Here is a 24,427-nt window from a genome sequence, read left to right on the forward strand (position 1 = left end):
CGGCGACCTCCCACTGGCCGAAGCCCGCGCCGCCTGCCTCTACCGGCCGCCGCTGGACCGCCTGCTGCCGCGCTTCAAGTTCCACCGCGACCTCGCCGCCGGCCGGCTGCTGGCCCGGTTGATGGCGGTCGCGCTGGCGCCGCTCGCGCACGCGTGGCCGGCGCCCGCGACGCTGGTACCGGTCCCGCTGCACCGCGCCCGCCTGCGCCGGCGCGGCTACGACCAGGCGCTGGAACTGGCCCGCCCGGTGGCCACCACCCTCGGACTGCCGCTGCAGGCCGGCGCGCTGGTGCGGGTACGCCACACCGACCCGCAGTCGACGCTCGACGCCGACGCCCGCCGCGCCAACCTGCGCGACGCGTTCCGGGTCGTCCCGGGCGTCGCCTTGCCGGCCCACGCGGTGCTGGTCGACGACGTCATGACCACCGGCGCGACCCTGCACGCGGCCGCCGACGCGCTGCGCCGCGCCGGCGTCGCGCGGGTCGATGCCTGGGTGTGCGCGCGGGTGCCGTAGCCGCGCCCGGCACGCGCCCGCATCCGCCGCCGCTCTACGTAGGAGCGATATCAGTCGCGACCCACTGACCTCAAAAGAACGACGATCAGCGCGCTTCCGCGATCGCGCGACCGCTGCATCGGGTTGAGCGCGGCCGAACGGCTGTCAGTGGGTCGCGACTGACGTCGCTCCTACAGGAGTCCCGACGCCGCGGACCTTCGTCGGCACGGCCGCCGCAACGCCCCTCACCACAGCGCCAGATCCGCAGCGATCCCGGCGAACACCGCCAGCCCGACCCAGTGGTTGTGCAGGAACGCCCGGAAGCACGCATCGCGCCCGCGCCGGCGGGTGGTCACGAATTCCCACGCCACCAGCACCAGCGCCACGCCCCAGCCGGCCCAGTAGTACCCGCCCAGCCCGGCGCGCTGCCCCACCAGCGCCAGCGCCGCGAAGAAGAGCGCGTACAGCACGCCCTGCGCGACGAGGTCCATCTCGCCGAACAGGATCGCGGTCGACTTGCTGCCCACCTTCAGGTCGTCCTCGCGGTCGACCATCGCGTACCAGGTGTCGTAGGCGGTCGACCACAGGATGTTGGCGACGTACAGCAGCCACGCCAGCGCCGGCACCTCGCCGGTGACCGCGGCGAACGCCATCGGGATGCCCCAGCCGAACGCCATGCCGAGGTAGACCTGCGGCAGGTAGGTGTGGCGCTTGAGGTAGGGGTAGCTGGCCGCCAGCAGCACGCCGACGAAGCTCAGCAGCACGGTCAGCCGGTTGAGCGTCAGCACCAGCGCGAACGCCGCCAGCATCAGCACCGCGAACAGCGCCAGCGCCTCGCGCCCGCGCACCGCGCCGGTCGCCAGCGGGCGGTTGCGGGTGCGCTCGACGTGCGGGTCGAGCCAGCGGTCGGCGTAGTCGTTGATCACGCAGCCGGCCGAGCGGGTCAGCCACACCCCGGCGGTGAACACGAACCACGTCCACAGCGGCGGCACGCCTCCGGCCGCCAGCCACAGGCCCCACCAGGTCGGCCACAGCAGCAGCAGCCAGCCGATCGGGCGGTCATTGCGGGTCAGCTTCCAGTACAGCGCCAGCCGGGTCTTCCACGGCGCCGGTTCGGCCGCGGCGTCGGATCGTTCGTCACTCATGGCGCGCAGGGTAACGGAGGGCGGCCGCGACCGCGCCAGACACGGCCGCGCTTTTGCCGCTAGAATGCCCTGCTCGCGTGCCCGGCCCGGCCGGCTGCGCGTCCAAGCCAGGCGCCCGTAGCTCAGCCGGATAGAGTAGTGGCTTCCGAAGCCATTGGTCGGGGGTTCGAATCCCTCCGGGCGCGCCAACCTTACGTTTGGTGGATCGTGCGCAACTACGACCTCGAGTTCCTCAAGAAATTCTCCATGGTCATCGGCTTCCTCGTGCTGGTGACGCTCGGCCTGATCCTGGTGGCGTGGTTCGCGCACCGCTCGCTGCCGCAGGACGTGCCGGAAGGCGTGACGCGGCGGATCGAGGCGCGCATCGCCCCGGTCGGCGCGGTCTACGCCGGCAGCACCGGTGCCGCGGCACAGGCCGCCGCGCAGGCGGCCGCGGCCGCCGCCGCGTCGGCCCAGGTCGCCTACGGCGGCACGCTCGACGGTTCGGTGATCTTCAACAACCTCTGCACCGGCTGCCACACCTCCGGCGCCGGCGGCGCGCCGACCATGGCCGCGGCCGACTGGGCCTCGCGCATCCCGCAGGGCATCGACGTGCTTCACCAGCATGCGATCGAGGGCTACACCGGCAGCACCGGCGTGATGCCGGCCAAGGGCGGCAACCCGGCCCTGACCGACGAGCAGGTCATCGCCACCGTCGACTGGATGCTCGACAACCTGCAGTAACCGGCCCCGCCGTGCAGACGAAGACGCCGCCTCCGGGCGGCGTTTTCCGTTGTGGCCGGGCGTCCAGCGCGGCGTCTTGCCGGAACCCCGCCCGGCCCGCACGCGCCGGCCTCGCACCAGCACCCCGACCGCGCGCCGTATCATGGCCGGATGGACACCCCCACTTTCCCGGCCGGCGACGACTTCCGCGCCGGCAAGCCCGTCGCACTGACCCTGTCCGGCCCGGCCGGCGCGATCGAGGCGATCGTCGAAGGCCCCGAGCCCGACGTCCCGCCGCGGCCGCTGGTCTGCGTGGTCTGCCACCCGCTGCCGACCGAGGGCGGGACGATGCACAACAAGGTCGTGACGATGACCGCGCGCGCGTTCCACCTGTGCGGCGCGAGCACGGTCCGCTTCAACTTCCGCGGCGTCGGCGCCTCCGAGGGCGCGTTCGACCACGGCGACGGCGAGGGCGAGGACCTGCGCGCGGTGTTCGAGTGGGTGCGCGCGCAGCGGCCCGACGCGCAGGTCTGGCTGGCCGGTTTCAGCTTCGGATCGTACGTCGCCTACCGGATGGCGGCCGAGCTCAAGCCGGGCATGCTGGTGATGATCGCGCCGCCGGCCAACCGCGGTTACGGTTTCGACCGGGTCACCCCGTTCGACGGCCCGTGGCTGGTGGTGCAGGGCGAGGCCGACGAGATCGTCGACCCGCAGGCCGTGTACGCCTGGGTCGACGGCCTGAAGCAGCCGCCCGAACTGGTCCGCATCCCCGACACCAGCCACTTCTTCCACCGCCGCCTGATGGACCTGCGCGGCGCGGTCAAGAACGGCATCCGGCCGTACCTGCCGGCGGCGACCACCACCCCCGATGACTGAGCCCGACGCGGCGCTGCCCAGCGCGCGCTATGCCGCCGGCGTCGCCCGCGGCGACTGGAACGACGACCCCGCCCAGCACCCGGTGCTGGTCGAACTCGACCGCCTGCACGCCGCGCTCGTCGCGCCGCCGAAGCAGCGCCTGCTCGACCGCCTGCGCGGCATCCCGGCGCCGGCGCCGCAGGGTCTGTACCTGTGGGGCGGGGTCGGCCGCGGCAAGACCTTCCTGATCGACCTGTTCTTCGACGGCCTGCCGATCGCGCACAAGCGCCGCACCCACTTCCACCGCTTCATGCGCGAGGTCCACGCGCAGCTGCGCGCCCACGCCGGCGAGTCCGACCCGCTGAAGACCATCGCCCGCCAGTGGCGCGACGACCTGCGGGTGCTGGTGCTCGACGAGTTCTTCGTCACCGACATCGGCGACGCGATGCTGCTCGGGCGCCTGCTCGAGCGCCTGTTCGCCGAGGGCGTGGCACTCGTGACCAGCTCCAACATCGAACCGGCCGGGCTGTTCAAGGACGGCCTGCAGCGCGAGCGCTTCCTGCCCGCGATCGCGCTGATCGAGCGCCACTGCAAGGTGCTCTACATGGACAGCGACACCGACTACCGGCTGCGCGCGCTGACCCGCTCGCCGGTGTACCGCGCACCGCTGGACGCCGGCAGCGACGACTGGCTGCGCGAGCGCTGGGACGAGCTGACCGCCGGCGCCCCGCGCGAGGACGGCCCGCTGGTGGTCGACGGCCGGCCAATCCCGGTGCGCTGCCTCGCCGAGGGCCACGCCTGGTTCGACTTCGCCGCGCTGTGCGAAGGCCCGCGCTCGGCGGGCGACTACATCGAGATCGCCACCGAGTACCACACCGTGCTGGTCGGCGGCGTGCCCTGCTTCGACGGCGGCAACGACGACCCCGGCCGCCGCTTCGTGCACCTGGTCGACGAGCTGTACGACCGCCACGTCAACCTGGTCTGCACCGCCGCCGCCGCGCCGCCGGCGCTGTACACCGGCCGCAAGCTGGTCGGCGCGTTCGAGCGCACCGCCTCGCGCCTGATCGAGATGCAGTCGGCCGAGTACCTCGCGCTCGAACACCGCGGCTGACCACCACCGACACGCGGCCTGAACATCGCCGCGCCAATAGTCGGTCCGGACTGTCCACGGACCGACGCCATGAGCCGACCACGCGAGTCCCAGGGGCTCGACCTCGACCAGCAGCTCGACTTCCAGCGCCACATGTTCGCGGTGCGGCGGGTCGGCGTCGCGCTGCTGTCCGCCGGCGTGCTGGCGACGCTGGCCGGACTGTTCGGCGGCAAGGGGCCGCTCGCGTCCGGCCATGCGGAGACCGGTGCGTTCAGTGCGACCTGGCCGCGCTTCAGCCGCTACCAGATGCCGGACCGGCTCGCGTTCGAGATCGACACCGCGGCGCTGCCGGCCGGCGACACCTTCGAGCTCGTCATCGCAGGGGATGATGGGCGACGACTTCTCGGTGACGACCGCGCTGGTGCTGGTCAGCACGCTGGTGCTGATGGAGCTCGGGCTGGCCTTCATCAAGCAGCACTCGAAGACCGCCGAGCGCTGGCTCGACGACGCACCGCTGGTCGTGGTCGAGGACGGCAAGCCGCTGCAGGAGCGGATGGACCGCGCCCGGGTGGACGTGGAGGACGTGCTGGAGGCCGCACGCAGCAGCCACGGGCTGGAGAACCTGTCGCAGGTGAAATACGCGGTGCTGGAGCGCGGCGGAACGATCTCGGTGATCCCGCGGAAGAACTGAGCGCGGCGCGCTAGGATCGGCGGACCACATCCGGGGGACCACCGATGCGCCGACTGCTGCTGCCCGCCCTGCTCGCCAGCCTGCTGGCCCCGACCGCCGCGGCGCAGACCGCAGCGACCGCACCCGCCGCCACCGAACGCCCCGAAGTCAGCGCCGCCGCCGAGCGCCTGCGCGACGACGTGGTCGCGCTGCGCCGCCACTTCCACCAGTTCCCGGAGCTGTCCAACCGCGAGGCCGAAACCGCGGCCAAGGTCGCCGAGCACCTGCGCGGGCTCGGCCTGGAGCCGCGTACCGGCATCGCCCACCACGGCGTCACCGCGATCATCACCGGCGGCAAGCCCGGCCCGCGGATCGCGCTGCGCGCCGACATGGACGCGCTGCCGGTGACCGAGCAGACCGGCCTGCCGTTCGCGTCGAAGGCGACCACCACCTTCAACGGCCAGCAGACCGGCGTCATGCACGCCTGCGGCCACGACGCCCACACCGGCATCCTGCTCGGCGTCGCCGACGCGCTGGTGGCGATGCGCGAGGAGCTGCCGGGCGAGGTGATGCTGGTGTTCCAGCCGGCCGAGGAAGGCGCGCCGGCCGGCGAGGACGGCGGCGCGTCGATGATGCTCGACGACGGCCTGTTCTCCGACTTCGAGCCGGAGGCGATGTTCGGCCTGCACGTGTTCTCGTCGCTGCAGGCCGGCACGATTGGCGTTAGACAGGGTCCGCTGATGGCGGCGTCGGACAAGTTCACCATCACCGTGCAGGGCGTGCAGACGCACGGTTCGCGGCCGTGGGGCGGGGTCGACCCGATCGTCGCCGCGGCCGACCTGGTCGGCACCGCGCAGACCGTGGTCAGCCGTCGCAGCGACATCGCCAGACTGCCGGCGGTGGTCAGCTTCGGCGCGATCCACGGCGGCATCCGCTACAACATCATCCCGGACTCGGTCGAGCTGGTCGGCACCATCCGCACCTTCGACGAGGGCATGCGCGAGAAGATCCACGCCGACCTGAAAAACGTCGCCGAACACGTCGCCGCCGCCCACGGCGCCACCGCCGACGCCCGGGTGCCCGACAGCGAGGGCAACCCGGTCACCGTCAACGACCCGGACCTCACCGCGCGGATGCTGCCGAGCCTGCGCGCGGTCGCCGGCGCCGCCAACGTGATCGAACCGCCGTTGCAGATGGGCGCCGAGGACTTCGCCTACTACGCCCGCGAGGTGCCGTCGATGTTCTTCTTCGTCGGCGCCACCGCGCCCGGCATCGACCCCGCGACCGCGCCGGGCAACCACTCGCCGAAGTTCATGCTGGACGAGTCCTCGCTCGACCTCGGCCTGCGCGCGATGCTGCAGGTGACGCTGGATTACCTGCACGGCGCGCGATAATGCGCGGATGACGTCCTCCGACCTCCCCCTCGGCCGCCAGGTCGACTACCCGCACGGGTACGACGCGTCGCTGCTGTTCCCGATCGCGCGGTCGCTCGGCCGCGGCGAGATCGGCCTTGGCGACGCCGCGGCGCTGCCGTTCGCCGGCCACGACCGCTGGCACGCCTACGAGCTGGGCTGGCTCGACCGCCTCGGCAAGCCGCGGGTGGCGACGGCGACGCTGACCGTGCCGGCCGATTCGCCGAACCTGGTCGAGTCGAAGTCGCTCAAGCTCTACCTCAACTCGTTCAACGCCAGCCGCTTCGACGACGACGACGCGGTGCGCGAGCGCATCGCCGACGACCTCTCGCGCGTGGCCGGCGCGCCGGTCGCGGTCGCGTTCGGGCTGCCCGGGTTCGACCGGGCCGACGATGCCCGCGTCCACTGCATCGACGACCTGCCGGTCACGATCGATCACTACGGCCCGCCGCGCGCCGACTTCCTGCAGGCCGACGCCACCGGGATCGTCGAGGAGACCCTGTCCAGCGCGCTGCTGAAGTCCAACTGCCCGGTCACCGGCCAGCCCGACTGGGCGCGCGTGCTGGTCGCCTACCGCGGCCCGCGGATCGACCGCGCCGGGCTGCTGCGTTACCTGGTCTCGTTCCGCGACCACTGCGAGTTCCACGAGCAGTGCGTCGAGCGCATCTTCATCGACCTCATGCAGCGGGTCGCGCCCGATCAGTTGTCGGTGGAAGCGCGCTACACCCGCCGCGGTGGCCTCGACATCAACCCGTGGCGCGCGACCCCGGGCACCGCCGCGCCCGCCGCCGGCCGCGACCTGCGCCAGTAGCGCGCCGCGTCGCCGCGGCAATTCGTAAGCGGCCCGTTCACGTTTGCGACATCACCGCTTAACAAACCGGCTGTCATGTTGTGCGCGCCCTTACCAGAAGGCCCGATGCACATGACCCCTGACAGGAAAGCCGACTTTTCCGGCGTGAGTTCCAGCGTCGACACGACCGGCGACACCACCGGCCGCAAGGCCGATTTTTCCGGCGTGAGCAGCAGCGTCGACACCAGCGCCGACGTCGTGGACGGCGGCGAGCAGACCTACACGGTCGAGAGCGGCGACACCCTGTCGCACATCGCCAAGCGCTTCTACGGCAAGGCCGGCGAGTGGAACCGGATCTTCCAGGCCAACCGCGACCAGCTCGACGACCCCGACCTGATCCAGCCCGGCCAGGTGCTGCGCATCCCCCCGCACGACACCGACGCCGACTGAGCCACGCGGCCAGCCCCGCGGCCGAACCCTCAAGGAGAACCACCCGATGAGCCTCACCCCCCGCCATGCCCTTGCCGCTGCCGTGCTCGCCTGTGTCGTCATGGCCGGCTGCAAGAAGGACGAGGTCGACACCACCGCCGACACCGGCATCACCCCGCCGGTCGCCAGCGAGCCGGCACCGGCCCCGCTGCCGCCGGCCGACGCCCCGGCACCGACCGCTACGGCCGCGCTCGACGTCAGCTCGGTCACGCTCGGCACCGCCGCCGGCGCCGACCTGTCGATCACCAACCCGACCAGCACCTTCGGCGTGAACGACCCGATCATCGTCTCGGTCGCGACCAACGGCGCGGCCAGCAACGCCGAGGTCACCGTCCGCCTGAAGTACCAGGACGGCCAGCAGGCCGGCGAGGAGTCCGAGACGATCACCACCACCGGCGCCGAGACCACCAACTTCACCTTCGAGAACGCCAACGCCTGGCCGGCCGGCAGCTACACCGCCGAGGTCTGGATCAACGGCACCCAGGCAGAGACCAGCACATTCACGGTCCGCTGAAAGAGCGACATCTCTCTCCTCCGCTAACGCGGGCAAGCTGGGCGCGAGCACTCTCGCGCCCTCTTTTTTTTCCGGACCACGCCAACCGCCGACACCGATGACCGCGCCCGCCACCCGTCCCCGCCACCGCATCAACCCGCCGGTGTTCTTCACCTCGTTCGCGCTGGTGCTGGTGTTCGTCGGGGCCGCGGTGATCTGGCCGCACGAGTCCGAGCGCATGTTCGTCGCCGTGCAGGGCTGGGTGATCCACAGCGCGGGCTGGTTCTACGTGCTGGCGGTGGCCGGCTTCCTGGTGTTCGTGGTGGCGGTGGCGGCTTCGCGCTACGGCGCGATCAAGCTCGGCCCCGACCATAGCGAGCCCGACTACAGCTACACCGCGTGGTTCGCGATGCTGTTCTCGGCCGGCATGGGCATCGGCCTGATGTACTTCGGCGTGGCCGAGCCGATCATGCACTACACCAGCCCGCCGGTCGGCGAGCCGGCGACGGTGGCCGCGGCGCGGCAGGCGATGCGCATCACGATGTTCCACTGGGGCCTGCACGCGTGGGGCATCTACGCGGTGGTCGGGCTGGCGCTGGCGTACTTCTCGTTCCGCCAGGGGCTGCCGCTGGCGATCCGCTCCTCGCTGTACCCGCTGATCGGCCGGCGCATCCATGGCCCGATCGGGCACGCGGTCGATGTCTTCGCCGTGCTCGGCACCCTGTTCGGCGTCGCCACCTCGCTGGGCTTCGGCGCGATCCAGGTCAATTCGGGGCTGGACTACCTGTTCGGCATCCCGGTCGGCACCGGCGTGCAGGTCGCGCTGATCGCGGTGATCACCGCCTTCGCCACCCTCTCGGTCGGGTTCGGGCTGGACGCGGGTATCCGCCGGGTGTCGGAGTTCAACCTGATCCTCGCCGTCGCCCTGCTGCTGTTCGTGCTGGTCACCGGGCCGACGATCTTCCTGCTGCAGACGCTGGTGCAGAACACCGGCGCCTACCTGTCCAACCTGTTCTCGATGACGTTCAACCTCTACGCCTACCAGCCGACCGGCTGGATCGGCGGCTGGACGCTGTTCTACTGGGGCTGGTGGATCGCCTGGTCGCCATTCGTCGGCATGTTCATCGCGCGCATCTCGCGCGGCCGCACCATCCGCCAGTTCACCGTCGGCGTGCTGCTGGTGCCGCTGGGCTTCACCTTCCTGTGGATGACCGTGTTCGGCGACACCGCGATCCACATGGTGATGGTGCAGGGCATCACCGGGCTGGCCGACGCGGTCGCCACCGACGAGTCGGTCGCGCTGTTCCGCTTCCTCGGCGAGCTGCCGCTGGCGTCGGTCTCCTCGCTGCTGGCGACGGTGCTGGTGGTGACCTTCTTCGTGACCTCGTCGGACTCCGGCTCGCTGGTGGTCGACATGCTGACCTCCGGCGGCGCCGGCGACTCGCCGACCTGGCAGCGGGTGTTCTGGTCGGTGCTGGAGGGCGTGATCGCCGCGGCGCTGCTGGTCGCCGGCGGGCTGGGCGCGCTGCAGACCGCGTCGATCGCCAGCGCCCTGCCGTTCGCGATCGTGATGATCGTGATGTGCTGGGGCCTGCTGCGGGCACTGCGGATCGAGGGCGCCAAGCGCACCAGCCTGCGGGAGGCGCGGGTCGGGCCGCACGGGCCGCACGCCGCGCTCAACTGGAAGCAGCGGCTCGGCCAGATGCTGCACCACCCGACCCGCGCCGAGGTGGTCGAGTACCTGCACGAGACCGTCGAGCCGGCATTGCAGGAAGTCGCTTCCGAGCTGCGCCGGCGCGGGCTGGACGCGGTGGTCGAACACGGCGACGACGGGCGGGTGTGGGTGGAGGTCGGTCATGGCGAGGAGATCGACTTCCACTACTCGGTGCGGCCGCGCCCGTACGAGCCGCCGGCCTTCGTGCTCAACGACACCCGCGACGAGCGCGCCGAGGCACTGAAGTACTACCGCGCCGAGGTCCACCTGCGCGAGGGCGGGCAGGACTACGACATCATGGGCTGGCGCGGGGAGACCGTGATCAACGACGTGCTCGACCACTACGGCCGCCACCTGCACTTCCTCGCCGCGGTGCGCTGAGCAAGGCCCCGCCGGCTACCATTGCCGCCCGTGACATCCCCCGCCGAGACCCGACCGATGACCAAGCCCACCCACCTCGACGACGCCCAGATCGAGCGCCTGGCCGACCTGCTCGAACAGCGCGCGGTGCCGTTCAAGGGCTTCAACCTGGAGGCGCTGGACGGCTACCTGTCGGCGCTGGCGGTGTCGCCCGGCGAGGCGCTGCCGATGTCGGCGTGGGAGCCGGACGTGTGGGGCAAGCCGCCGCGCTGGGACGACGAGGCCGAGCGCGCCGAGGTCGTCACCCTGCTGCTGGCCCACCACCACATGGCCACCGCCCGCGTGCGCCACGGCGACGACGACCTGCCCGACCACCTCGCCCCGCTGCTGTGGCTGCCCGAGGACCCGGAGGAGGAAGCCGACGACGAACTCGACGTCGGCCGCGACTGGGCGCTGGGCTTCTTCACCGCGGTCGCCCTGCGCGAGGCCGAGTGGGACCGGTGGCTCGACGACAACGAGTGGATCGACGACATCTTCGGCCTGCTCGACCGCCTGGCCAGCGGCGAGGTGCTGGCCGAGGACCCGACCGCCCCGGCCACCCCGATCAGCTACCGCGAGCGGCTGGAGATCATCGCCGGCCTGCCCGACATGCTGGCCGACCTGCACCACCACCGCATCGACGCCCTGACCCCGCGCGAACCGATCCGCCGCGACGCCACCCCCGACCGCAACGACCCGTGCCCATGCGGCAGCGGCAAGAAATACAAGAAGTGCTGCGGCGCGAGCTGAGCCGGACGGGATGCGCGCCGCGGCCGATGGGCCGTGCCGGTAATCCTTGATCCGTAATCGTCCGGGGCACGCCCATTCACCGCTTTTCGTAGGAGCGACGTAAGTCGCGACCCGCCGACCCCGCCTACCGATGTACAGGTCGCGACTCACGTCGCTCCTACATCCAGGCGACCATCCGGTGCCCGCGGCCACGGGCTCCCGCCCCACCGCGCCCCATCCTCACAACAACCGCGTTCCCAGCGGCACCTCCCGATCGGGCACGCACAACGCCACGTCGCCGTTCGCGTCGTGGAAGCCGGTCACCAGGCACTCCGACATCAGCGGCCCGATCTGCTTGGGCGGGAAGTTCACCACCGCCACCACCAGCCGCCCGACCAGCTCGTCCGGCGTGTACAGCGCGGTGACCTGCGCGCTCGACTTGCGCACCCCGATCGCCTCGCCGAAGTCGACCCGCAGCACGTAGGCCGGCTTGCGGGCCTGCGCGAACACCTCGGCGCCGACGATGCGGCCGACCCGCAGCTCGACCTTCAGGAAGTCCTCGAAACCGATCGTGTCCATCGTCGTCTCCATGCGCGGCATCCTACGCCGCCGCCGGCGTCCGCACGCTTCAGCCGCCCGCGCGGAACCGCCAGGCCACCGTTGCTATCCTTCCGCGCGGAGGACGACCTCCCCCGTTGCGGGCACCACGACCAGGACGGCCTGGCACCACCAGGAGCCTGCCATGGCCTGGATTTCCCTGTTCTTCGCCGGACTGCTCGAAGTGGTCTGGGCGTTCTCGATGAAGCAGTCCGAAGGCTTCACCCGGTTGATGCCGAGCCTCGTCACCGCGGTCGCGATGACCGCCAGCTTCGCCCTGCTCGCGTTCTCGATGCGGCAGCTGCCGCTGGGCACCGCCTACACCGTCTGGACCGGCATCGGCGCGGTTGGCGCGTTCATCGCCGGCGCCGCCTTCCTCGGCGAACCGCTGACCCCGATGCGGGTCACCGCCGCGGCGCTGATCGTGTCCGGGCTGGTGCTGATGAAGCTGTCGTCGTAGCGGCGGCCCGCCCCCGTCCGCGCGCCCCGGTTCCTGTAGGAGCGACGCAAGTCGCGACCCGCCGACCCCGCCAACCGACGTACAGGTCGCGACTCACGTCGCTCCTACCGCCGCACGCATCGCCACCACCCGTGCACCGACGCACCGCCCCATGTAGGAGCGACGTAAGTCGCGACCCGCCGACCCTGCCTACCGACCCACAGGTCGCGGCCCGCGTCGCCCCAACCGGCAAATGGATGCCGCGCCCGCCGGTGGATGCCCACGCCCCGCTCAGCGCGGCAGCATCGCCACCGCGCGGATCCCCACCCACACCGCCGCGATGCCGAGCACCATGCTCGAGCCCGCGTACAGCGCCGCCACCGCGAACTCGCCGCGGCGGACCAGCTGGGTCGCTTCCAGCCCGAACGCGGAGAACGTGGTGAACCCGCCGAGCACGCCGGTGAACAGCAGCAGCCGCGTGCCCGGCCCGAACACCCCGTAGCGCGCCACCGCGCCGGCCAGCAGCCCCATCACCAGGCAGCCGGCCAGGTTGACCGCGAACGTCGCGAGCGGGAACCGCGTCGGCCCCGCGAAGTGCAGCACCCAGCCGCCCAGCGCATACCGCGCGACCGAGCCGGCGAACCCGCCGAGCCCGACCAGCAGCAGCTCCTTCAGCGCCACGCGCGACGCCCCGGCGCCGGCCACGGGTGCGCCGTGGTCAAACCCGCGCCTCCAGCACCAGCCCGGCCAGCACCAGCCCGATGCCGAGCAGCGAGGCCCAGCGCCCGGTCGCGTCGACCGGCACCGGCTCGCCGGCGGCGTCGCGCGGGGTGCCGAAATCGTTGCGCCAGGTGCCGTAGGCGATCAGCCCCAGCCCGAGGCCGGTGAGCAGCTCGTCCATCGCCCAGCCGCCGGCGACGAAATCGGCCAGGTTGACCGCGGCGAGGATGCCCGCGACCCAGACGAAGACCTTGGCGCCGGTGCCGAGCGCGCGCGTCGGTGATGGATCGGTCATGTGTTGCCCCTGTGTGCGGTTGCGTTGTGCGGATGCCGGGCAGCTTACGCGTCACTCGAAACGTTCGATGGCGTCGGGCAGCCGCACCCACGGGTGGCGGCGCGCGTCGTACACCGACACCCGCGGCGGCGGGAAGCCGGCGTCGGCGAACGCGCCGGCCGGGATCGCGACCATGCCGGGGATCGCGTCCATCAGGTAGTAGACCGTGGCGCCGCACACCGGGCAGAAGTGGAAGCGCGCGGCGGTGCCGGCGTCGCCGGTGCGCGCGAACACCGTGCTGTCGCCGGCGACCGTCACCGCGTCCTGCGGGAACCGCGCCTGCACGCCGAACACGCTGCCGGTGCGCCGCTGGCAGGCGTGGCAGTGGCAGACCGAAATGCGGACCGGCTCGCCGGTGGTGGTGGCGGTGAGCTGGCCGCAGCTGCAGGAGGCGTGGCGGGTGGTCATGGGGGGAATCTACACGGCCACGATCCGTCGGGCATCGCAGGACGCGCAGCGACCGGGGCCTGTATCCCCTTGTTATGCTGCGCCCGGTTTCAAGGCGATATGGAGATTGCCGTGTCACGGATGTGGATCGTACTGGGTGATGTCACCACCAGCGGCGGGCGGGTGGTCACCGCCTCGCAGTTCACCGATATCGACGGGAAGGGCGTTGCCCGGCGCAACGACAAGGCGACCTGTCCCCAACACAAGGGCGTGTTCGCGATCGTGGGTGGCTACGACCCCACCACCGTCATCGACGATGCCGAAGTGGCCCTGCACGGGGCAACGCTCGCGTGCGGTTGCCAGGTACTGGCCACGCAGCAGTTCCGTGTGCTCAACACCACCGCACCTGGCGCCTCCGCAGCGCCCGCTTCGATGAGCGACGGCGGTGCGCAACCCGTAGGTACGCGGCAGTTCATGCCAAACAGCGGTTCTGGCCTGGGGGCGGATCTTGCGGATGTATCGGCCGTCACCGCAGCGGACGTCGAGGCGCCGGAAGGCGCCGGACCCGACGACTGCGAAGCAAGGTTCCACAAGGTGTCCCGCGTTGTGCTCGCCAACGAAGGCGGGTTTGTCGACGATCCCGACGATGCCGGTGGCGCGACGAACATGGGCATCGCATGGCGTACGTGGCAGAACTATGCAAAGACCGACCTGGGCGTCGATCCAACACTTGAGAACCTGAAGCGACTGACCGAAGACCAGGCGGAGACGATCTACCGCAAGCGCTATTGGGAGCCCCGCGGCTTCTGCAGGATCGACAACCCGCGCGTCGCCCTGATGGTGTACGACTGGACCATCACTTCGGGAAAGGCCGTCCGCGAGGTACAGCAGGTGCTTTCGGGGCGGTTCGGGGCGGACGTCACTGTCGACAATGCGATGGGTGGACAGACCATCGACGCCATCAACGACGTGCCGGATCAGGAGGCGCTGCTCAACGCCATCGCGGACGCACGCAAGGACTATTACCGCTCCCTGACCTTCAACCGGGACGGCAGCCGCAACAGCAATCAGAAGTTTCTCAAGGGCTGGCTTGCCCGTGTCGACCGCTGCCTGGGAGTGGGTCAATGAAGTGTCTGAAAGCCATCGTCATCGCCTTCACCTGCATCGTCTTGAGCGCCTGCGCTGCAACCCGAGCCGACTCGGGATCATCCGCCCTGGCCGGCAGTTGGGAAGAGGAAGTCCTGCGCGACGGCAGCGATGTCCCCTACTCGGTGCTCACGGTCGAGTTGCGCGTGTCCGGTCAGACGCTCGCTGGCTCCTACTGCTTCGTGACCCGATTCGGCGGGAAGATCGATTGCGACCCGGAGAGCGGCGACAACCTTGCAGGGGTGGTTCACCCGGATGGGTCGGCCACCGTTTACTTCGATTCGACGTTCGGCGCGACCGGCGGCATGGCCGTGCTGAAGTCCAGTGGCGACCGGTTGGAATGGACGACCGTGGAACCGCCGACCGGCGGCGATTTCTACGGCCCCGACTCGGCGGTGCTGCATCGAGTCGAGCGCTAGATGTGATCTCTCAGTAGGTTGTTCATCCGGGGTGATCCCGGAAGACTGGAGGTGCGAATCAACGCCTTGCGGTCGAGCCCTTTTGGTTGAGCGGGTGTTCGAACAGGGTTTGCGGGTGGAGGAGGCGGCACACGCTGCCAGAGTGAGCGTGCGCAGGACTAAGTCTGACCCGCATGCGGAAATCATCTTAATGACAAGCGGTTTTCCGGGTCGTGGCACCCGCGTGAGTAGACTCCGGGGGGGCATCACGGGGCATGGTGACCCCGGACAAGGAGCGTCATGGCATACGACCGACCATGGAAGTCATTTGAGGAGCAACTGGAGCTGCTGCGATCGCGCGGGCTACAGGTGTCCGATGAGCAGGCTGCGCTTCGCTGTCTGGAGCGCATCGGCTATTACCGCCTGAGCGCCTACTGGTACCCGTTCCGGGTGTTCCGGCACGTGCAGGATCCTGGCACCCACGCTCTGACGACGGTCAGGACTGACGAGTTCGTGCGCGACACCCACTTCTCGGATGCGTACGAGCTGTACTTGTTCGACAAGAAGCTGCGCCTGCTGGTGCTCGACGCGATGGAGCGGATCGAGATCGCGCTTCGAGTGGACGCGGCGTACGAACTCGGGCGCAGCGGGGCATTCGCGCATCTCGGAACCGAAGCCCTTCATGCCGTCGCCAGCAAGACGAACCGCCGCACGGGCCGTACGCGGTACGAGGAGTGGCGCTCCCGGTTCGACTCGCTTCTCGATCGCTCCAAGGAGGATTTCGTTGAGCACTACAGGGAGCGCCACGGCGCCGACCTGCCGATCTGGGTGGCGGTCGAGGTGATGGATTTCGGCAGCGTCTCCCAACTGTTCTCGATGATGAAAGTTTCCGCCCTGCGAAACATCGCGGACAAGTACGGAGTGCCGGATACCCGAGTACTGCTCGGCTGGCTGCGGTCGCTGAACTACCTGCGCAACCTCGCGGCACACCACAGCCGCTTGTGGAACCGAAACGTGATCGATCAGCCGGTGCTGTGCGGGCCTAGCGAACTGGAGTGGTGTGATGCCTTCATCGGCCAGCCCTCCCTGGTTGCAAAACCATTCCTGCTGTTGGCGATTGCACGGCACATGTTGCGAGCGCTTTTCCCCGAGACCCGCTGGGCGGCGCAGGTGGCAGAGCACCTGAACCACTTCCCCAGGCAACAATCGAGCCGGAAGCTTTCCCTGACCGATATGGGAGCACCCGACGGGTGGGAAGCCTGGTGGACACGCAAATAAAAACCCCCGCGCAGTTCCCAGCGATTTGCAGGGAGGCGGGGGCCGTGTTGACGCTAACGTTAGGCGTTCGGACCATTGCTGTCAATTCCGCCGGGGACAACGGGTCAGCCGCTGCTAATTCCCGTCGGACTGGGCAGGACGGCACTTCACTTCCCGCGCCTCCCCGCCCACCGGGACAAGTACGTTCTTCTCCAGCGTCCGGACCAGCAGCGCCCCCGAAGCCAGCCGGTGCCAGCGGGTCGGGGCGCCGGGCAACTCCACCGACGTCGTGTGTACCGTGTCGCCCTGCTCGGTGACCGTGATGATGGAACCGACGCCGTTCATGGAATCCATGAAGCCCCGCCCGGCCACGACCTGGAAGCCATCGGGGATCGGCTGGATACCCCGGATGTTGATGTCTGCCAGCATCCGGTCGGTCCCGTTGCCATCGCGGTAGACCAGCTCGCCGCCGAACTCGCCGTGGTCGCGACCCAGCAGCCAGCCGTCGAATGCGCGGACGGCAACGGTGGGCGCTATCGGTCCCGGCGGGTGGATGCCCACGGTGTAGGACAGGTGCTCGAGTCCACCGTCACGATGCGTGGCGTGCAGCACCTGCGCCGCGGCAGGATTCTCGGCCGGGCTACAGTCGATCGGGCGAGCCGCGAGGTAGGCAGTCCATTCGTCCGGGGGCGCGAGTGCGAGGGTGGCGGCAACGACGGCGACAGCGGCCCCCAATCCGAGTGCGAGGGCCAGTCCCAATCGCGGCCTGCGGCGATCGGACGACTCAATAGGTGACATAGCTTTCTCCAAGCCGCACGACGCGCAGGCGGTCCTGTTCCAGCAATGCCATGTAGTCGTCATATACCCAGCCGTGCAGTCCGGCGGAGTCGGCGATGTAGGCGTTCTTGCGGACGGTGAACGCACTTACCAAATCGCCTGAGCCGATGCCCGCGCCCATGTTTGCGCCGACAACATCGTCGGGCGTCTGTCCCCAGGAATAGCCGCGGTCCTTGCCGACCCATCCGCCGGGATAGGGGTGGGTATGCACATACGCGACCAGCTCGCCCTGGGTATAGGGGCCGTGTTCCAGCAGTCCATTGCAGTTGTCGTAGGCGCCCGCGCTGTAGGCGCCGCCCAGGTGGTAGTTGCCGTCGGGGGTGCGCGTGATCAACGCGCCGATCTCGACGCCGTGGTCGTCGGCCACCGGCAGCACTTCGCCGCGCCACGCCTTGGCTGCGGCGAGTTCGGTCGGATAGGGGCGGAAGGCGCCCGCTTGGCGCAGAGCGGCGTTGGCCGACCGCACCGCATCGCGCGCCTTGGCTACGTCTGCCTCGCCGCCCCCTTCATTGAAGTTGGTCGCAAGGTGATCGTGCAGGTGACCGGCGGCGGGCGTCGTGGATGCAGCCTGAAACACAGGTGCCGGAGGCGTCGCGGCGGTTCGCACCGCTCCGGCTTCCAGCGACACGCGGATCTGGGCGGTTGCGAGCACCTGACAGCCGCAGCTAAGGGTTGCGCCATGCAGTGCAACGGGTTGTCCGTCGATGATCGTCGTCGGATCACATCCGCCGACGATCGGGAACGTCCCCTTGTGAGTCGGGCACGTGGCCTTGTCGCCGAACCGGGCGACACCCTTCCCGTCCACGTCGGTAAACGGGGTGAAGGTGACAACCCGACCGCCACTGGTGGTCGTGTCCCGTTCAACAATCCACATCCTTGTCATGGCTCCCACTCCGGTCGGGAAAAGCTCCGAGGCGTCACGGTACCGCGGCGGGCCACATCCGTCAGCGTACGCCGGCCTTTTGCCCTACCCCTGCGCGGGCGCGACAATGCGGGCTGCCGCGCAGCTGCATGCGCCACTCCCTCAAAGGAACCGAACCCCCATGTCCGACACCCCCCAGCCCCAGAACCCGGTGATCATCTACACCCTCACCGACGAAGCCCCCTTCCTGGCCACGCAGTCGCTGCTGCCGATCGTCGAGGCCTTTGTCGAGACCGCCGGGGTCGAGGTGGAAACGCGCGACATCTCCCTGGCCGGACGCATCCTGGCGCAGTTCCCGGACGTGCTGCCGGCGGACCGGCAGGTCGGCGACCACCTGGCCGAGCTGGGCCAGCTGGCCACCACGCCGGAAGCCAACATCATCAAGCTGCCCAACATCTCGGCCTCGGTGCCGCAGCTGAAGGCGGCCATCAAGGAGTTGCAGGCGCAGGGCTACCCGCTGCCGGACTACGCCGACACGCCTGCGACCGATGCCGAGCGCGACGCCAAGGCGCGCTATGACCGGGTCAAGGGCAGCGCGGTCAACCCGGTGCTGCGCGAGGGCAACTCGGACCGCCGCGCGCCGCTGTCGGTCAAGAACTACGCGCGCAAGCACCCGCACCGGATGGGCAAGTGGTCGGCGGATTCGCGCTCGCACGTGGCCCACATGGACGGCGGCGACTTCTACGGCAGCGAGCAGTCGGTGACGGTGGACAGCGCCACCGACGTGCGCATCGAGCTGGTCGGCACCGACGGCGTGACCACGGTGCTGAAGGAGAAGACCTCGCTGACCGACCGCGAGGTGATCGACGCCTCGGTGATGGACACGCGCCGGCTGGCGCAGTTCATCGATGCGCAGATCGACGACGCCAAGGCGACCGGCGTGCTGTTCTCGCTGCACCTGAAGGCGACGATGATGAAGGTCTCCGACCCGATCATCTTCGGCGTGGCGGTCAACCGCTTCTACGCGCCGGTGCTGGCCAGGTACGACCGCGAGCTGATGGAGGCGGGCTTCGATGCCAACAACGGCATCGGTGACCTGTACGCGCGGCTGCCGTCGCTGCCGGCGGAGCTGCAGGCGTCGATCAAGGCCGACATCGATGCGCTGTACGGCGAGCGCCCGGCGCTGGCGATGGTCAACTCGGACAAGGGCATCACCAACCTGCACGTGCCGAGCGACGTGATCGTCGACGCGTCGATGCCGGCGATGATCCGCGACAGCGGCAGGATGTGGAACGCGGCCGGCGAGCTGCAGGACGCGAAGGCGATCATCCCCGACCGCAGCTACGCGGGGATCTACCAGGCGGTGATCGAGGACTGCAAGGCCCACGGTGCGTTCGACCCTGCGACGATGGGCAGCGTGCCCAACGTAGGCCTGATGGCGCAGAAGGCCGAGGAGTACGGCAGCCACGACAAGACCTTCCGCGCGCCGCGCGACGGCACCATCCGGGTGGTCGACACCGCCGGCAAGGTGCTGCTGCAGCACGCGGTGCAGGCCGGCGACATCTGGCGCATGTGCCAGACCCGCGACCTGCCGGTGCAGGACTGGGTGAAGCTGGCGGTCAGCCGTGCGCGCATCAGCCACTCGCCGGCGGTGTTCTGGCTGGACCCGCAGCGCGCGCACGACGCGCAGCTGATCGCCAAGGTCGAGGTCTACCTGAAGGACCACGACACCAGCGGGCTCGACATCCGCATCCTGTCGCCGGTGGAGGCGATGAAGCTGTCGCTTGAGCGCATCCGCCGCGGCGAGGACACCATCTCGGTGACCGGCAACGTGCTGCGCGATTACCTGACCGACCTGTTCCCGATCATGGAGCTGGGCACCAGCGCGAAGATGCTGTCGGTGGTGCCGCTGATGGCCGGCGGCGGGCTGTTCGAGACCGGCGCCGGCGGCAGCGCGCCCAAGCACGTGCAGCAGTTCGAGGCCGAGGACTACCTGCGCTGGGATTCGCTCGGCGAGTTCCTGGCGCTGGCGGCGTCGCTGGACCATGTCGCGCAGACCACCGGCAACGCCAAGGCGAAGGTGCTGGCGGACGCGCTGGACGCGGCCAACGGGGCGTTCCTCGACAACGACAAGTCGCCGTCGCGCAAGCTCGGCGGCATCGACAACCGCGGCAGCCATTTCTACCTGGCGATGTACTGGGCGCAGGCGCTGGCCGCGCAGGATGCGGACGCGGCGCTGAAGACGAAGTTCGCGCCGCTGGCGAAGGCGCTGGCGGAGAACGAGGAGACGATCGTCGCCGAGCTGGTCGCGGTGCAGGGCAAGCCGGTGGAGATGGGCGGGTACTACCACCCGGACCTGGCCAAGGTGGGCGCGGCGATGCGGCCGAGCGCGACGTTCAACGCGGCGCTGGCGGGGTTGTGATCTGAAGCGGGTCGCGGCCGCGCGCGGGGGGTCTGCGCGGTCGCGACTTGCGTCGCTCCTACAGGGGTTTGGCGGGGGTGGGCTCCACCGCGGCCGGGACGCCGTTTTCGCCGCGGCTCCGGGCGCGGCCCTGCAGCCAGGCTTCGGCTTCCTCGGCCGTCATCTCGTAGGCGGGGGCGAGGTGCGGGGCGAGCAGGCGGACCCAGGCGTCGTTGGCGCGCTGGGCTTCGGCGGGGCAGGTCTTGGCGCGGCTCTCGGGCAGGTCGCCGCGGTCGACCATGTCGGCAAAGCGCTCCGGGTCGGAGCCGTACAGCAGGCACTGCAGGTTGAAGTAGCGCTGCAGGCCCAGCGAGTGCATGTCGGCGTAGGCCTGCAGGCTGACGTCGGTGGCGGCCTCGGCCAGGAACGAGTGGCTGGCCATGCGCAGGTTCTGGGCGACCTCGCGCGGGGATTCGTCCTCGCCGCCGATGCGCTGCATCAGGGCGGTGGCGAACTGGTCGACGGCGTCCTCCTCGCGGCCGGTGATCGGCAGGTCGAGCAGGTCGATCAGGGCGTGGCCGGTCTCGTGGGCGACGATGAAGCGCAGGTTGGCCCAGACGTAGCGCTCGGCCAGCTGGTCGGCCGGGATGTCGGGCAGCTCGAGCGCGCTGCCGCCGGTGGCCGCCAGCTGCTCGCCCTGAGCGTACAGCGCGTGCAGGGTCTCGTAGCACAGCACCACCTCGCGCTTGGCCGGCAGGTAGTAGGCGTCGGGCTTGCCGCAGGCGGTGGCGACGTAGGTGACAGGCGCCGGCAGCAGCAGCAGGCCGTCGAGCCACTTGACCTCGGGCAGGCGGCGCAGCAGGTCTTCCTCGCGCACGCGGGCGGCGGTGGCGGCCATCGCCGGGTCGAGCGGGTCGAGGTAGCGGTAGGTGAAGTTGACCGGGTCGGGGGTGGGCGGCTCGGCCGCGGGGTCGGGTTCGGGCGCGGCCGGGGGTGGCGGCGGCACCGCCGGCGGCTGCGGCGCGTCGGCGGCATCGGCCACCGCGGTGGCGTAGCCCCAGGCGCCGACGACAACGCCGACCAGCACCAGCATCAGTCCCGCGAGAATCCTGCCCAGCATCGGTCGCCCCCCCTTGCGCACGCCGCCATCCTACGGCGGCGGCGTGTGCCCGGCGTCAGTACGGCAGGAACGGGTGCGGGCGATTGTTCAGCCGGCGCCAGGCCGCGGCGATGGCGAGGCCGAGCAGTGCGTAGGCGGCCAGCCAGGTCAGTGCGAGCACCAGCGGCGTGGTCGGGCCCGGCGCCTTGACCGCGGTGGCATAGGTAATGGTGCCCATCGCCAGCAGCAGCACCGGCGCCGCCAGCAGCAGCATGCGCCAACCGTTCATCGGCAGTCCGGCCAGCGGGCGCAGGCAGGACAGCGCGGTGGTCAGCACGACGCCGACGCCGGCCATCACCACGAGCGCCAGCAGCCGCGGCTCCAGACCGATCGCCAGTCCCAGGCCGAGCAGCAGCACCAGCACCATCGCCATCGCAATTGCCGGCGCGCGCGCCACCGCCGACAGCAGCCGCGTGCGACGCAGCGGCATGTCGCCCAGGCCGGGCAGCAGCGCGAGTTCGTCGAGCTCGGTGCCCGGCTTGCGGTAGATCGCCTCCAGCCGCTGCGCGTACATCACCACCATCACCGCCGCGCCGCCGGCCGCGCCGCCGACGAGGGTGCTGGCATCGTGCGGGTCGCCGTCCATCTGCAGCAGGAAGTAGGCGATGACCACCACGCCGATGCCGAGCTGGACCACCAGCTGCCCGCCCGACAACGGCGCGAACGGCGTGCCCATCAGCGCGCGCATGGCCCGCACCGGTCGCGCCGGGCCCGCGCCGAAGGTCTGCCCGGCCGGCCACAGCCAGTCCGGCAGCTGTGCGCTGGACGCGTCGCCCGACAGCCAGTCGAAACCGCCGCCGGTGCGCGGGTTGGCGGTCACCGCCGGCTGCCACCAGACCGACCGCGCATCGTCCGGCGCCTGCCGCGCGACCTTGAACCAGCGCCAGCCGGCCAGCGCCAGCACCGGCAGCACCGCCCAGGTGATGTACTCGGTGCGCATCGGCGGCAGCTCCAGCGCGCCCGCAGGCAACAGGCGTTCGGCCAGCGAGTACAGCAGGCCAAGCAGCAGCGGTGCCAGGCACAACAGCAGATAGAAGATCCGCGGCAGGGTCGCGACCAGCACGCCGGCGCCGGCAGCCAGCGCCAGCGCGCACACCGACAGCGCGAAGTCGATCCCGCCGGCGGCCAGCAGCAGCGACGGCAGCAGCACCGTCGCGAGGAACGCCAGCGACACAGTGCCGCCGATCGCCATCTCGACCCCCGGCGTGCGCGACTGGCGGGCCTCGGTGTGCAGCAGCACCAGCCGCGCGAGCCAGATGCCCCACAACGCCGAGACCGCGAGGCCCGACAGGAACAGCGTGACCGACAACCACTCCCCGTTGTCGATGGTCGCCAGTGCCAGCGCGGAAAGCGCGCCGAACGCCACCGCCAGCGCCACCGCCAGCACCCGCATCGACCGGCTGGCGCAGCTGCCCAGCAGTGCCGCCGCGTGGCGCGTGCGCCAGCCGAAGCTGTCGGTCTCGAACGGGTAGGCGCGGGCGTTCACTCCGCCACCTCGACGAACAGGTCCTCCAGCGAGAGCACGTCGGCGTGCACGCCCGGTGCGGTCGCCAGCGCCGGCCAGGCGTCGCCCTCGTCGCGCACGATCACGATCGACAGCGCACCGTCGGCCAGCGCGCGGCGGGCGACCTCGCCCGGCACCCGGCCGTCCAGCTGGGCCGCCGCCGAGGCCGGCACGCGCAGGCGCAGGTGGCGCTCCTTCAGTGTGTCCAGCTCGGTCTGCAGCACCACCCGGCCCTCGTGCATGAAGGCGACGTGCGAGGCGGCGCGCTCCAGGTCCGACACGATGTGGGTCGAGAACAGCACGCTGGTGCCGGACTCGCCGGCGCGCTGGGCGATCTCGCGCAGCAGCTCGCGGCGGGCGACCGGGTCGAGCGCGGCGGCCGGTTCGTCCAGCACCAGCAGGTCCGGCCGCGGCGCCAGCGCGCGGATGATCGCGACGCGCTGGCGCTCGCCGGGCGACAGCTTGGCCAGCACCTTGTTGCGCGGCAGGCCCCAGCGGTCGAGCGTGGCGGCGACGAAGCCGGCGTCCCAGCGCGGGTAGAAGCGGCCGACGAAATCCAGCATGTCGCCGACCTTCAGCCACGACAGCGCCTCGGGCTGCTGCGGCACGTAGCCCAGCCGCGCCTTGCGGGCGTCGTCGAGCATCAGCGACGACTGGCCCCAGACGCGCGCCTGGCCGGCATCGGGTTCGACCAGCCCGAGCAGGACCCGGATCAGGGTCGACTTGCCGGCACCGTTGCGGCCGATCAGGCCGAGCACCGCGCCCGGCTCCAGCTGCAACGAGGCGCCCGCGAGCACGGTCTGGCCGTCGTAGCGCTTGTCGATGGCGGTGGCGGCCAGCGGCGGCTCGATGCCGGGCTGCGACAGGTCGAGCGGCGCGGCGGCCGGGGCGATTGCGTTGGCGACGGCGTTCATGCGTGTTCCTCCATCCGTAGGCGGAGCCGGGCGATGACCTCGTCCGGCGGAAGTTCGAGCTCGCCGGCCTGGCGGGCGAGCGCGTCGAGTGCGGGTTCCAGCAGGTCCCAGCGCTGCGCCGGCGATGGCGGCGCGGCGGCCCCGGCGGCGACCGCCATGCCCTTGCCGCGCTGGCGCTCGAGCACGCCTTCGGCCTCCAGCTGGCTGTAGGCCTTGGAGACCGTCATCGGGTTGATGGCATGGGTGGCGGCGACGTCGCGCACCGACGGCAGCGTGGTGCCGGCGGCGAGCTGGCCGCCGGCGACGAGGCGGCGGATCTGCTCGGCGATCTGCCGGTAGATCGGCTGCGGCGCGGCGGGCTGGATGTGCAGCAGGGTTGCGTCCATGTGTATTACTACAACGATACACTTGGGCGATGTCAAGCACTTTCTGCGCGCGGTTGCCGCTGCGCTACGCTGGCCGCCTTTCCGCCACCGGGACCGCCGCGATGA

27 protein-coding genes and 1 tRNA gene are annotated in these 24,427 nt (G+C 70.6%); 17 read left to right on the forward strand and 11 right to left on the reverse strand.

Translation table 11 applies throughout. From position 1 onward, the window contains the following. A partial coding sequence (locus N799_RS06355; protein ID WP_036209602.1) for a ComF family protein occupies positions 1–514 on the forward strand: 514 nt, incomplete at its 5' end. A 224-nt stretch (positions 515–738) separates the two neighbouring features. On the opposite strand, the gene ubiA is transcribed toward N799_RS06355, so the two are convergent. Further along, positions 739–1,638, reverse strand: coding sequence for a 4-hydroxybenzoate octaprenyltransferase (ubiA, locus tag N799_RS06360; protein ID WP_036209605.1), 900 nt, complete (start codon positions 1,636–1,638; stop codon positions 739–741). 111 nt (positions 1,639–1,749) lie between these two features. On the opposite strand from ubiA, the gene N799_RS06365 reads away from it, so the two are divergent. From N799_RS06365 to N799_RS06415, 11 genes are all read left to right on the forward strand, one after another. Then, positions 1,750–1,826 (forward strand) — tRNA-Arg (locus N799_RS06365). A gap of 19 nt (positions 1,827–1,845) precedes the next feature. After that, positions 1,846–2,361: a c-type cytochrome gene (locus N799_RS06370; protein ID WP_036209608.1), complete on the forward strand. Its 516-nt coding sequence runs from the start codon at positions 1,846–1,848 to the stop codon at positions 2,359–2,361. Positions 2,362–2,511: 150 nt separating this feature from the next. Continuing rightward, a complete protein-coding gene (locus N799_RS06375) occupies positions 2,512–3,216 on the forward strand; it encodes an alpha/beta hydrolase (RefSeq protein ID WP_036209611.1) in 705 nt (234 codons plus the stop codon). After that, complete coding sequence (gene zapE, locus N799_RS06380; RefSeq protein ID WP_036209614.1) at positions 3,209–4,306, forward strand: cell division protein ZapE; 1,098 nt, start codon at positions 3,209–3,211, stop codon at positions 4,304–4,306. The genes N799_RS06375 and zapE overlap by 8 nt, the downstream gene beginning before the upstream one ends. A gap of 364 nt (positions 4,307–4,670) precedes the next feature. Next, positions 4,671–4,976, forward strand: a complete 306-nt coding sequence (locus N799_RS06385) for a DUF421 domain-containing protein (protein WP_052101306.1) — start codon at positions 4,671–4,673, stop codon at positions 4,974–4,976. Positions 4,977–5,020: 44 nt separating this feature from the next. Further along, a complete protein-coding gene (locus tag N799_RS06390; RefSeq protein WP_036209616.1) occupies positions 5,021–6,349 on the forward strand; it encodes an amidohydrolase in 1,329 nt (442 codons plus the stop codon). A 7-nt stretch (positions 6,350–6,356) separates the two neighbouring features. Further along, positions 6,357–7,178 carry an NADPH-dependent 7-cyano-7-deazaguanine reductase QueF gene (queF, locus tag N799_RS06395; RefSeq protein WP_036209619.1) on the forward strand — a complete coding sequence of 274 codons (822 nt, stop codon included), beginning with the start codon at positions 6,357–6,359 and terminating at the stop codon, positions 7,176–7,178. Between the two features lie 111 nt (positions 7,179–7,289). Then, positions 7,290–7,607 carry a LysM peptidoglycan-binding domain-containing protein gene (locus N799_RS06400; protein WP_036209622.1) on the forward strand — a complete coding sequence of 106 codons (318 nt, stop codon included), beginning with the start codon at positions 7,290–7,292 and terminating at the stop codon, positions 7,605–7,607. A gap of 46 nt (positions 7,608–7,653) precedes the next feature. Beyond that, entirely contained in the window at positions 7,654–8,160 is a 507-nt protein-coding gene (locus N799_RS06405; protein WP_036209625.1) for a hypothetical protein, read from the forward strand. 97 nt (positions 8,161–8,257) lie between these two features. Continuing rightward, on the forward strand, positions 8,258–10,234 hold the full coding sequence (locus N799_RS06410) for a BCCT family transporter (protein ID WP_036209627.1): 1,977 nt from the start codon (positions 8,258–8,260) through the stop codon (positions 10,232–10,234). Positions 10,235–10,291: 57 nt separating this feature from the next. Next, on the forward strand, positions 10,292–11,002 hold the full coding sequence (locus tag N799_RS06415) for a UPF0149 family protein (RefSeq protein WP_036209630.1): 711 nt from the start codon (positions 10,292–10,294) through the stop codon (positions 11,000–11,002). A gap of 219 nt (positions 11,003–11,221) precedes the next feature. On the opposite strand, the gene N799_RS06420 is transcribed toward N799_RS06415, so the two are convergent. Beyond that, a complete protein-coding gene (locus N799_RS06420; protein ID WP_343122748.1) occupies positions 11,222–11,572 on the reverse strand; it encodes a tRNA-binding protein in 351 nt (116 codons plus the stop codon). A gap of 151 nt (positions 11,573–11,723) precedes the next feature. On the opposite strand from N799_RS06420, the gene N799_RS06425 reads away from it, so the two are divergent. Then, a complete protein-coding gene (locus N799_RS06425) occupies positions 11,724–12,038 on the forward strand; it encodes a DMT family transporter (RefSeq protein ID WP_036209633.1) in 315 nt (104 codons plus the stop codon). Between the two features lie 270 nt (positions 12,039–12,308). Here the strand turns inward: N799_RS06425 and crcB are convergent, their stop codons facing one another. From crcB to N799_RS06440, 3 genes are read right to left on the reverse strand one after another with little or no spacing between them, the layout of a single operon-like run. After that, positions 12,309–12,722: a fluoride efflux transporter CrcB gene (gene crcB / locus N799_RS06430; RefSeq protein WP_238978819.1), complete on the reverse strand. Its 414-nt coding sequence runs from the start codon at positions 12,720–12,722 to the stop codon at positions 12,309–12,311. A gap of 13 nt (positions 12,723–12,735) precedes the next feature. Beyond that, positions 12,736–13,032, reverse strand: a complete 297-nt coding sequence (locus tag N799_RS06435; protein WP_036209636.1) for a hypothetical protein — start codon at positions 13,030–13,032, stop codon at positions 12,736–12,738. A gap of 51 nt (positions 13,033–13,083) precedes the next feature. Continuing rightward, on the reverse strand, positions 13,084–13,479 hold the full coding sequence (locus N799_RS06440; RefSeq protein ID WP_036209639.1) for a GFA family protein: 396 nt from the start codon (positions 13,477–13,479) through the stop codon (positions 13,084–13,086). A 120-nt stretch (positions 13,480–13,599) separates the two neighbouring features. Here N799_RS06440 and N799_RS15260 point away from each other — a divergent pair, with 120 nt between their 5' ends. From N799_RS15260 to N799_RS06455, 3 genes are all read left to right on the forward strand, one after another. Then, a complete protein-coding gene (locus N799_RS15260) occupies positions 13,600–14,586 on the forward strand; it encodes a glycosyl hydrolase 108 family protein (protein WP_203225034.1) in 987 nt (328 codons plus the stop codon). Then, positions 14,583–15,023, forward strand: coding sequence for a hypothetical protein (locus N799_RS06450; protein WP_052101308.1), 441 nt, complete (start codon positions 14,583–14,585; stop codon positions 15,021–15,023). Before N799_RS15260 ends, N799_RS06450 begins: the two co-directional genes overlap by 4 nt. Before the next feature lie 279 nt (positions 15,024–15,302). Beyond that, positions 15,303–16,280: an Abi family protein gene (locus N799_RS06455; RefSeq protein ID WP_036209642.1), complete on the forward strand. Its 978-nt coding sequence runs from the start codon at positions 15,303–15,305 to the stop codon at positions 16,278–16,280. A gap of 114 nt (positions 16,281–16,394) precedes the next feature. Here the strand turns inward: N799_RS06455 and N799_RS06460 are convergent, their stop codons facing one another. Continuing rightward, the gene (locus N799_RS06460) at positions 16,395–17,057 is read right to left on the reverse strand and encodes a hypothetical protein (RefSeq protein ID WP_152597844.1); all 663 of its coding nucleotides are present in this window, start codon (positions 17,055–17,057) and stop codon (positions 16,395–16,397) included. Then, on the reverse strand, positions 17,044–17,979 hold the full coding sequence (locus N799_RS14675) for a PAAR domain-containing protein (protein WP_081974760.1): 936 nt from the start codon (positions 17,977–17,979) through the stop codon (positions 17,044–17,046). Before N799_RS14675 ends, N799_RS06460 begins: the two co-directional genes overlap by 14 nt. Before the next feature lie 160 nt (positions 17,980–18,139). Here N799_RS14675 and N799_RS06470 point away from each other — a divergent pair, with 160 nt between their 5' ends. Further along, entirely contained in the window at positions 18,140–20,380 is a 2,241-nt protein-coding gene (locus N799_RS06470) for an NADP-dependent isocitrate dehydrogenase (RefSeq protein WP_036209650.1), read from the forward strand. 58 nt (positions 20,381–20,438) lie between these two features. On the opposite strand, the gene N799_RS06475 is transcribed toward N799_RS06470, so the two are convergent. Genes N799_RS06475 through N799_RS06490 form a run of 4 tightly spaced genes read right to left on the reverse strand, consistent with a single transcriptional unit; the run spans position 20,439 to position 24,322 of the window. Beyond that, on the reverse strand, positions 20,439–21,479 hold the full coding sequence (locus N799_RS06475) for a DUF4344 domain-containing metallopeptidase (RefSeq protein WP_081974762.1): 1,041 nt from the start codon (positions 21,477–21,479) through the stop codon (positions 20,439–20,441). A 55-nt stretch (positions 21,480–21,534) separates the two neighbouring features. Beyond that, positions 21,535–23,004, reverse strand: a complete 1,470-nt coding sequence (locus N799_RS06480) for a hypothetical protein (RefSeq protein WP_036209653.1) — start codon at positions 23,002–23,004, stop codon at positions 21,535–21,537. Continuing rightward, positions 23,001–23,936, reverse strand: a complete 936-nt coding sequence (locus tag N799_RS06485) for an ABC transporter ATP-binding protein (protein ID WP_081974764.1) — start codon at positions 23,934–23,936, stop codon at positions 23,001–23,003. The genes N799_RS06480 and N799_RS06485 overlap by 4 nt, the downstream gene beginning before the upstream one ends. Beyond that, positions 23,933–24,322 (reverse strand): GntR family transcriptional regulator, encoded by a 390-nt coding sequence (locus N799_RS06490; protein WP_036209656.1) that lies wholly within the window; start codon positions 24,320–24,322, stop codon positions 23,933–23,935. The genes N799_RS06485 and N799_RS06490 overlap by 4 nt, the downstream gene beginning before the upstream one ends. Between the last annotated feature and the right edge of the window lie 105 nt (positions 24,323–24,427).

It is taken from the genome of Lysobacter arseniciresistens ZS79 (genome assembly GCF_000768335.1).
GTDB lineage: Bacteria > Pseudomonadota > Gammaproteobacteria > Xanthomonadales > Xanthomonadaceae > Novilysobacter > Novilysobacter arseniciresistens.

Bases quoted from the DNA above. Each gene is read 5' to 3' on its own strand.
- N799_RS06385 (WP_052101306.1), top strand. From the start codon at position 4,671: ATGATGGGCGACGACTTCTCGGTGACGACCGCGCTGGTGCTGGTCAGC.
- N799_RS06475 (WP_081974762.1), bottom strand. From the start codon at position 21,479: ATGCTGGGCAGGATTCTCGCGGGACTGATGCTGGTGCTGGTCGGCGTT.
- N799_RS06490 (WP_036209656.1), bottom strand. From the start codon at position 24,322: ATGGACGCAACCCTGCTGCACATCCAGCCCGCCGCGCCGCAGCCGATC.
- N799_RS14675 (WP_081974760.1), bottom strand. From the start codon at position 17,979: ATGACAAGGATGTGGATTGTTGAACGGGACACGACCACCAGTGGCGGT.
- ubiA (WP_036209605.1), bottom strand. From the start codon at position 1,638: ATGAGTGACGAACGATCCGACGCCGCGGCCGAACCGGCGCCGTGGAAG.
- N799_RS15260 (WP_203225034.1), top strand. From the start codon at position 13,600: ATGTGGATCGTACTGGGTGATGTCACCACCAGCGGCGGGCGGGTGGTC.
- N799_RS06390 (WP_036209616.1), top strand. From the start codon at position 5,021: ATGCGCCGACTGCTGCTGCCCGCCCTGCTCGCCAGCCTGCTGGCCCCG.
- N799_RS06485 (WP_081974764.1), bottom strand. From the start codon at position 23,936: ATGAACGCCGTCGCCAACGCAATCGCCCCGGCCGCCGCGCCGCTCGAC.
- N799_RS06400 (WP_036209622.1), top strand. From the start codon at position 7,290: ATGACCCCTGACAGGAAAGCCGACTTTTCCGGCGTGAGTTCCAGCGTC.
- N799_RS06440 (WP_036209639.1), bottom strand. From the start codon at position 13,479: ATGACCACCCGCCACGCCTCCTGCAGCTGCGGCCAGCTCACCGCCACC.
- N799_RS06420 (WP_343122748.1), bottom strand. From the start codon at position 11,572: ATGGAGACGACGATGGACACGATCGGTTTCGAGGACTTCCTGAAGGTC.
- N799_RS06460 (WP_152597844.1), bottom strand. From the start codon at position 17,057: ATGTCACCTATTGAGTCGTCCGATCGCCGCAGGCCGCGATTGGGACTG.
- N799_RS06405 (WP_036209625.1), top strand. From the start codon at position 7,654: ATGAGCCTCACCCCCCGCCATGCCCTTGCCGCTGCCGTGCTCGCCTGT.
- N799_RS06470 (WP_036209650.1), top strand. From the start codon at position 18,140: ATGTCCGACACCCCCCAGCCCCAGAACCCGGTGATCATCTACACCCTC.
- N799_RS06415 (WP_036209630.1), top strand. From the start codon at position 10,292: ATGACCAAGCCCACCCACCTCGACGACGCCCAGATCGAGCGCCTGGCC.
- N799_RS06375 (WP_036209611.1), top strand. From the start codon at position 2,512: ATGGACACCCCCACTTTCCCGGCCGGCGACGACTTCCGCGCCGGCAAG.
- N799_RS06455 (WP_036209642.1), top strand. From the start codon at position 15,303: ATGGCATACGACCGACCATGGAAGTCATTTGAGGAGCAACTGGAGCTG.
- N799_RS06425 (WP_036209633.1), top strand. From the start codon at position 11,724: ATGGCCTGGATTTCCCTGTTCTTCGCCGGACTGCTCGAAGTGGTCTGG.
- N799_RS06410 (WP_036209627.1), top strand. From the start codon at position 8,258: ATGACCGCGCCCGCCACCCGTCCCCGCCACCGCATCAACCCGCCGGTG.
- N799_RS06435 (WP_036209636.1), bottom strand. From the start codon at position 13,032: ATGACCGATCCATCACCGACGCGCGCGCTCGGCACCGGCGCCAAGGTC.
- zapE (WP_036209614.1), top strand. From the start codon at position 3,209: ATGACTGAGCCCGACGCGGCGCTGCCCAGCGCGCGCTATGCCGCCGGC.
- queF (WP_036209619.1), top strand. From the start codon at position 6,357: ATGACGTCCTCCGACCTCCCCCTCGGCCGCCAGGTCGACTACCCGCAC.
- N799_RS06450 (WP_052101308.1), top strand. From the start codon at position 14,583: ATGAAGTGTCTGAAAGCCATCGTCATCGCCTTCACCTGCATCGTCTTG.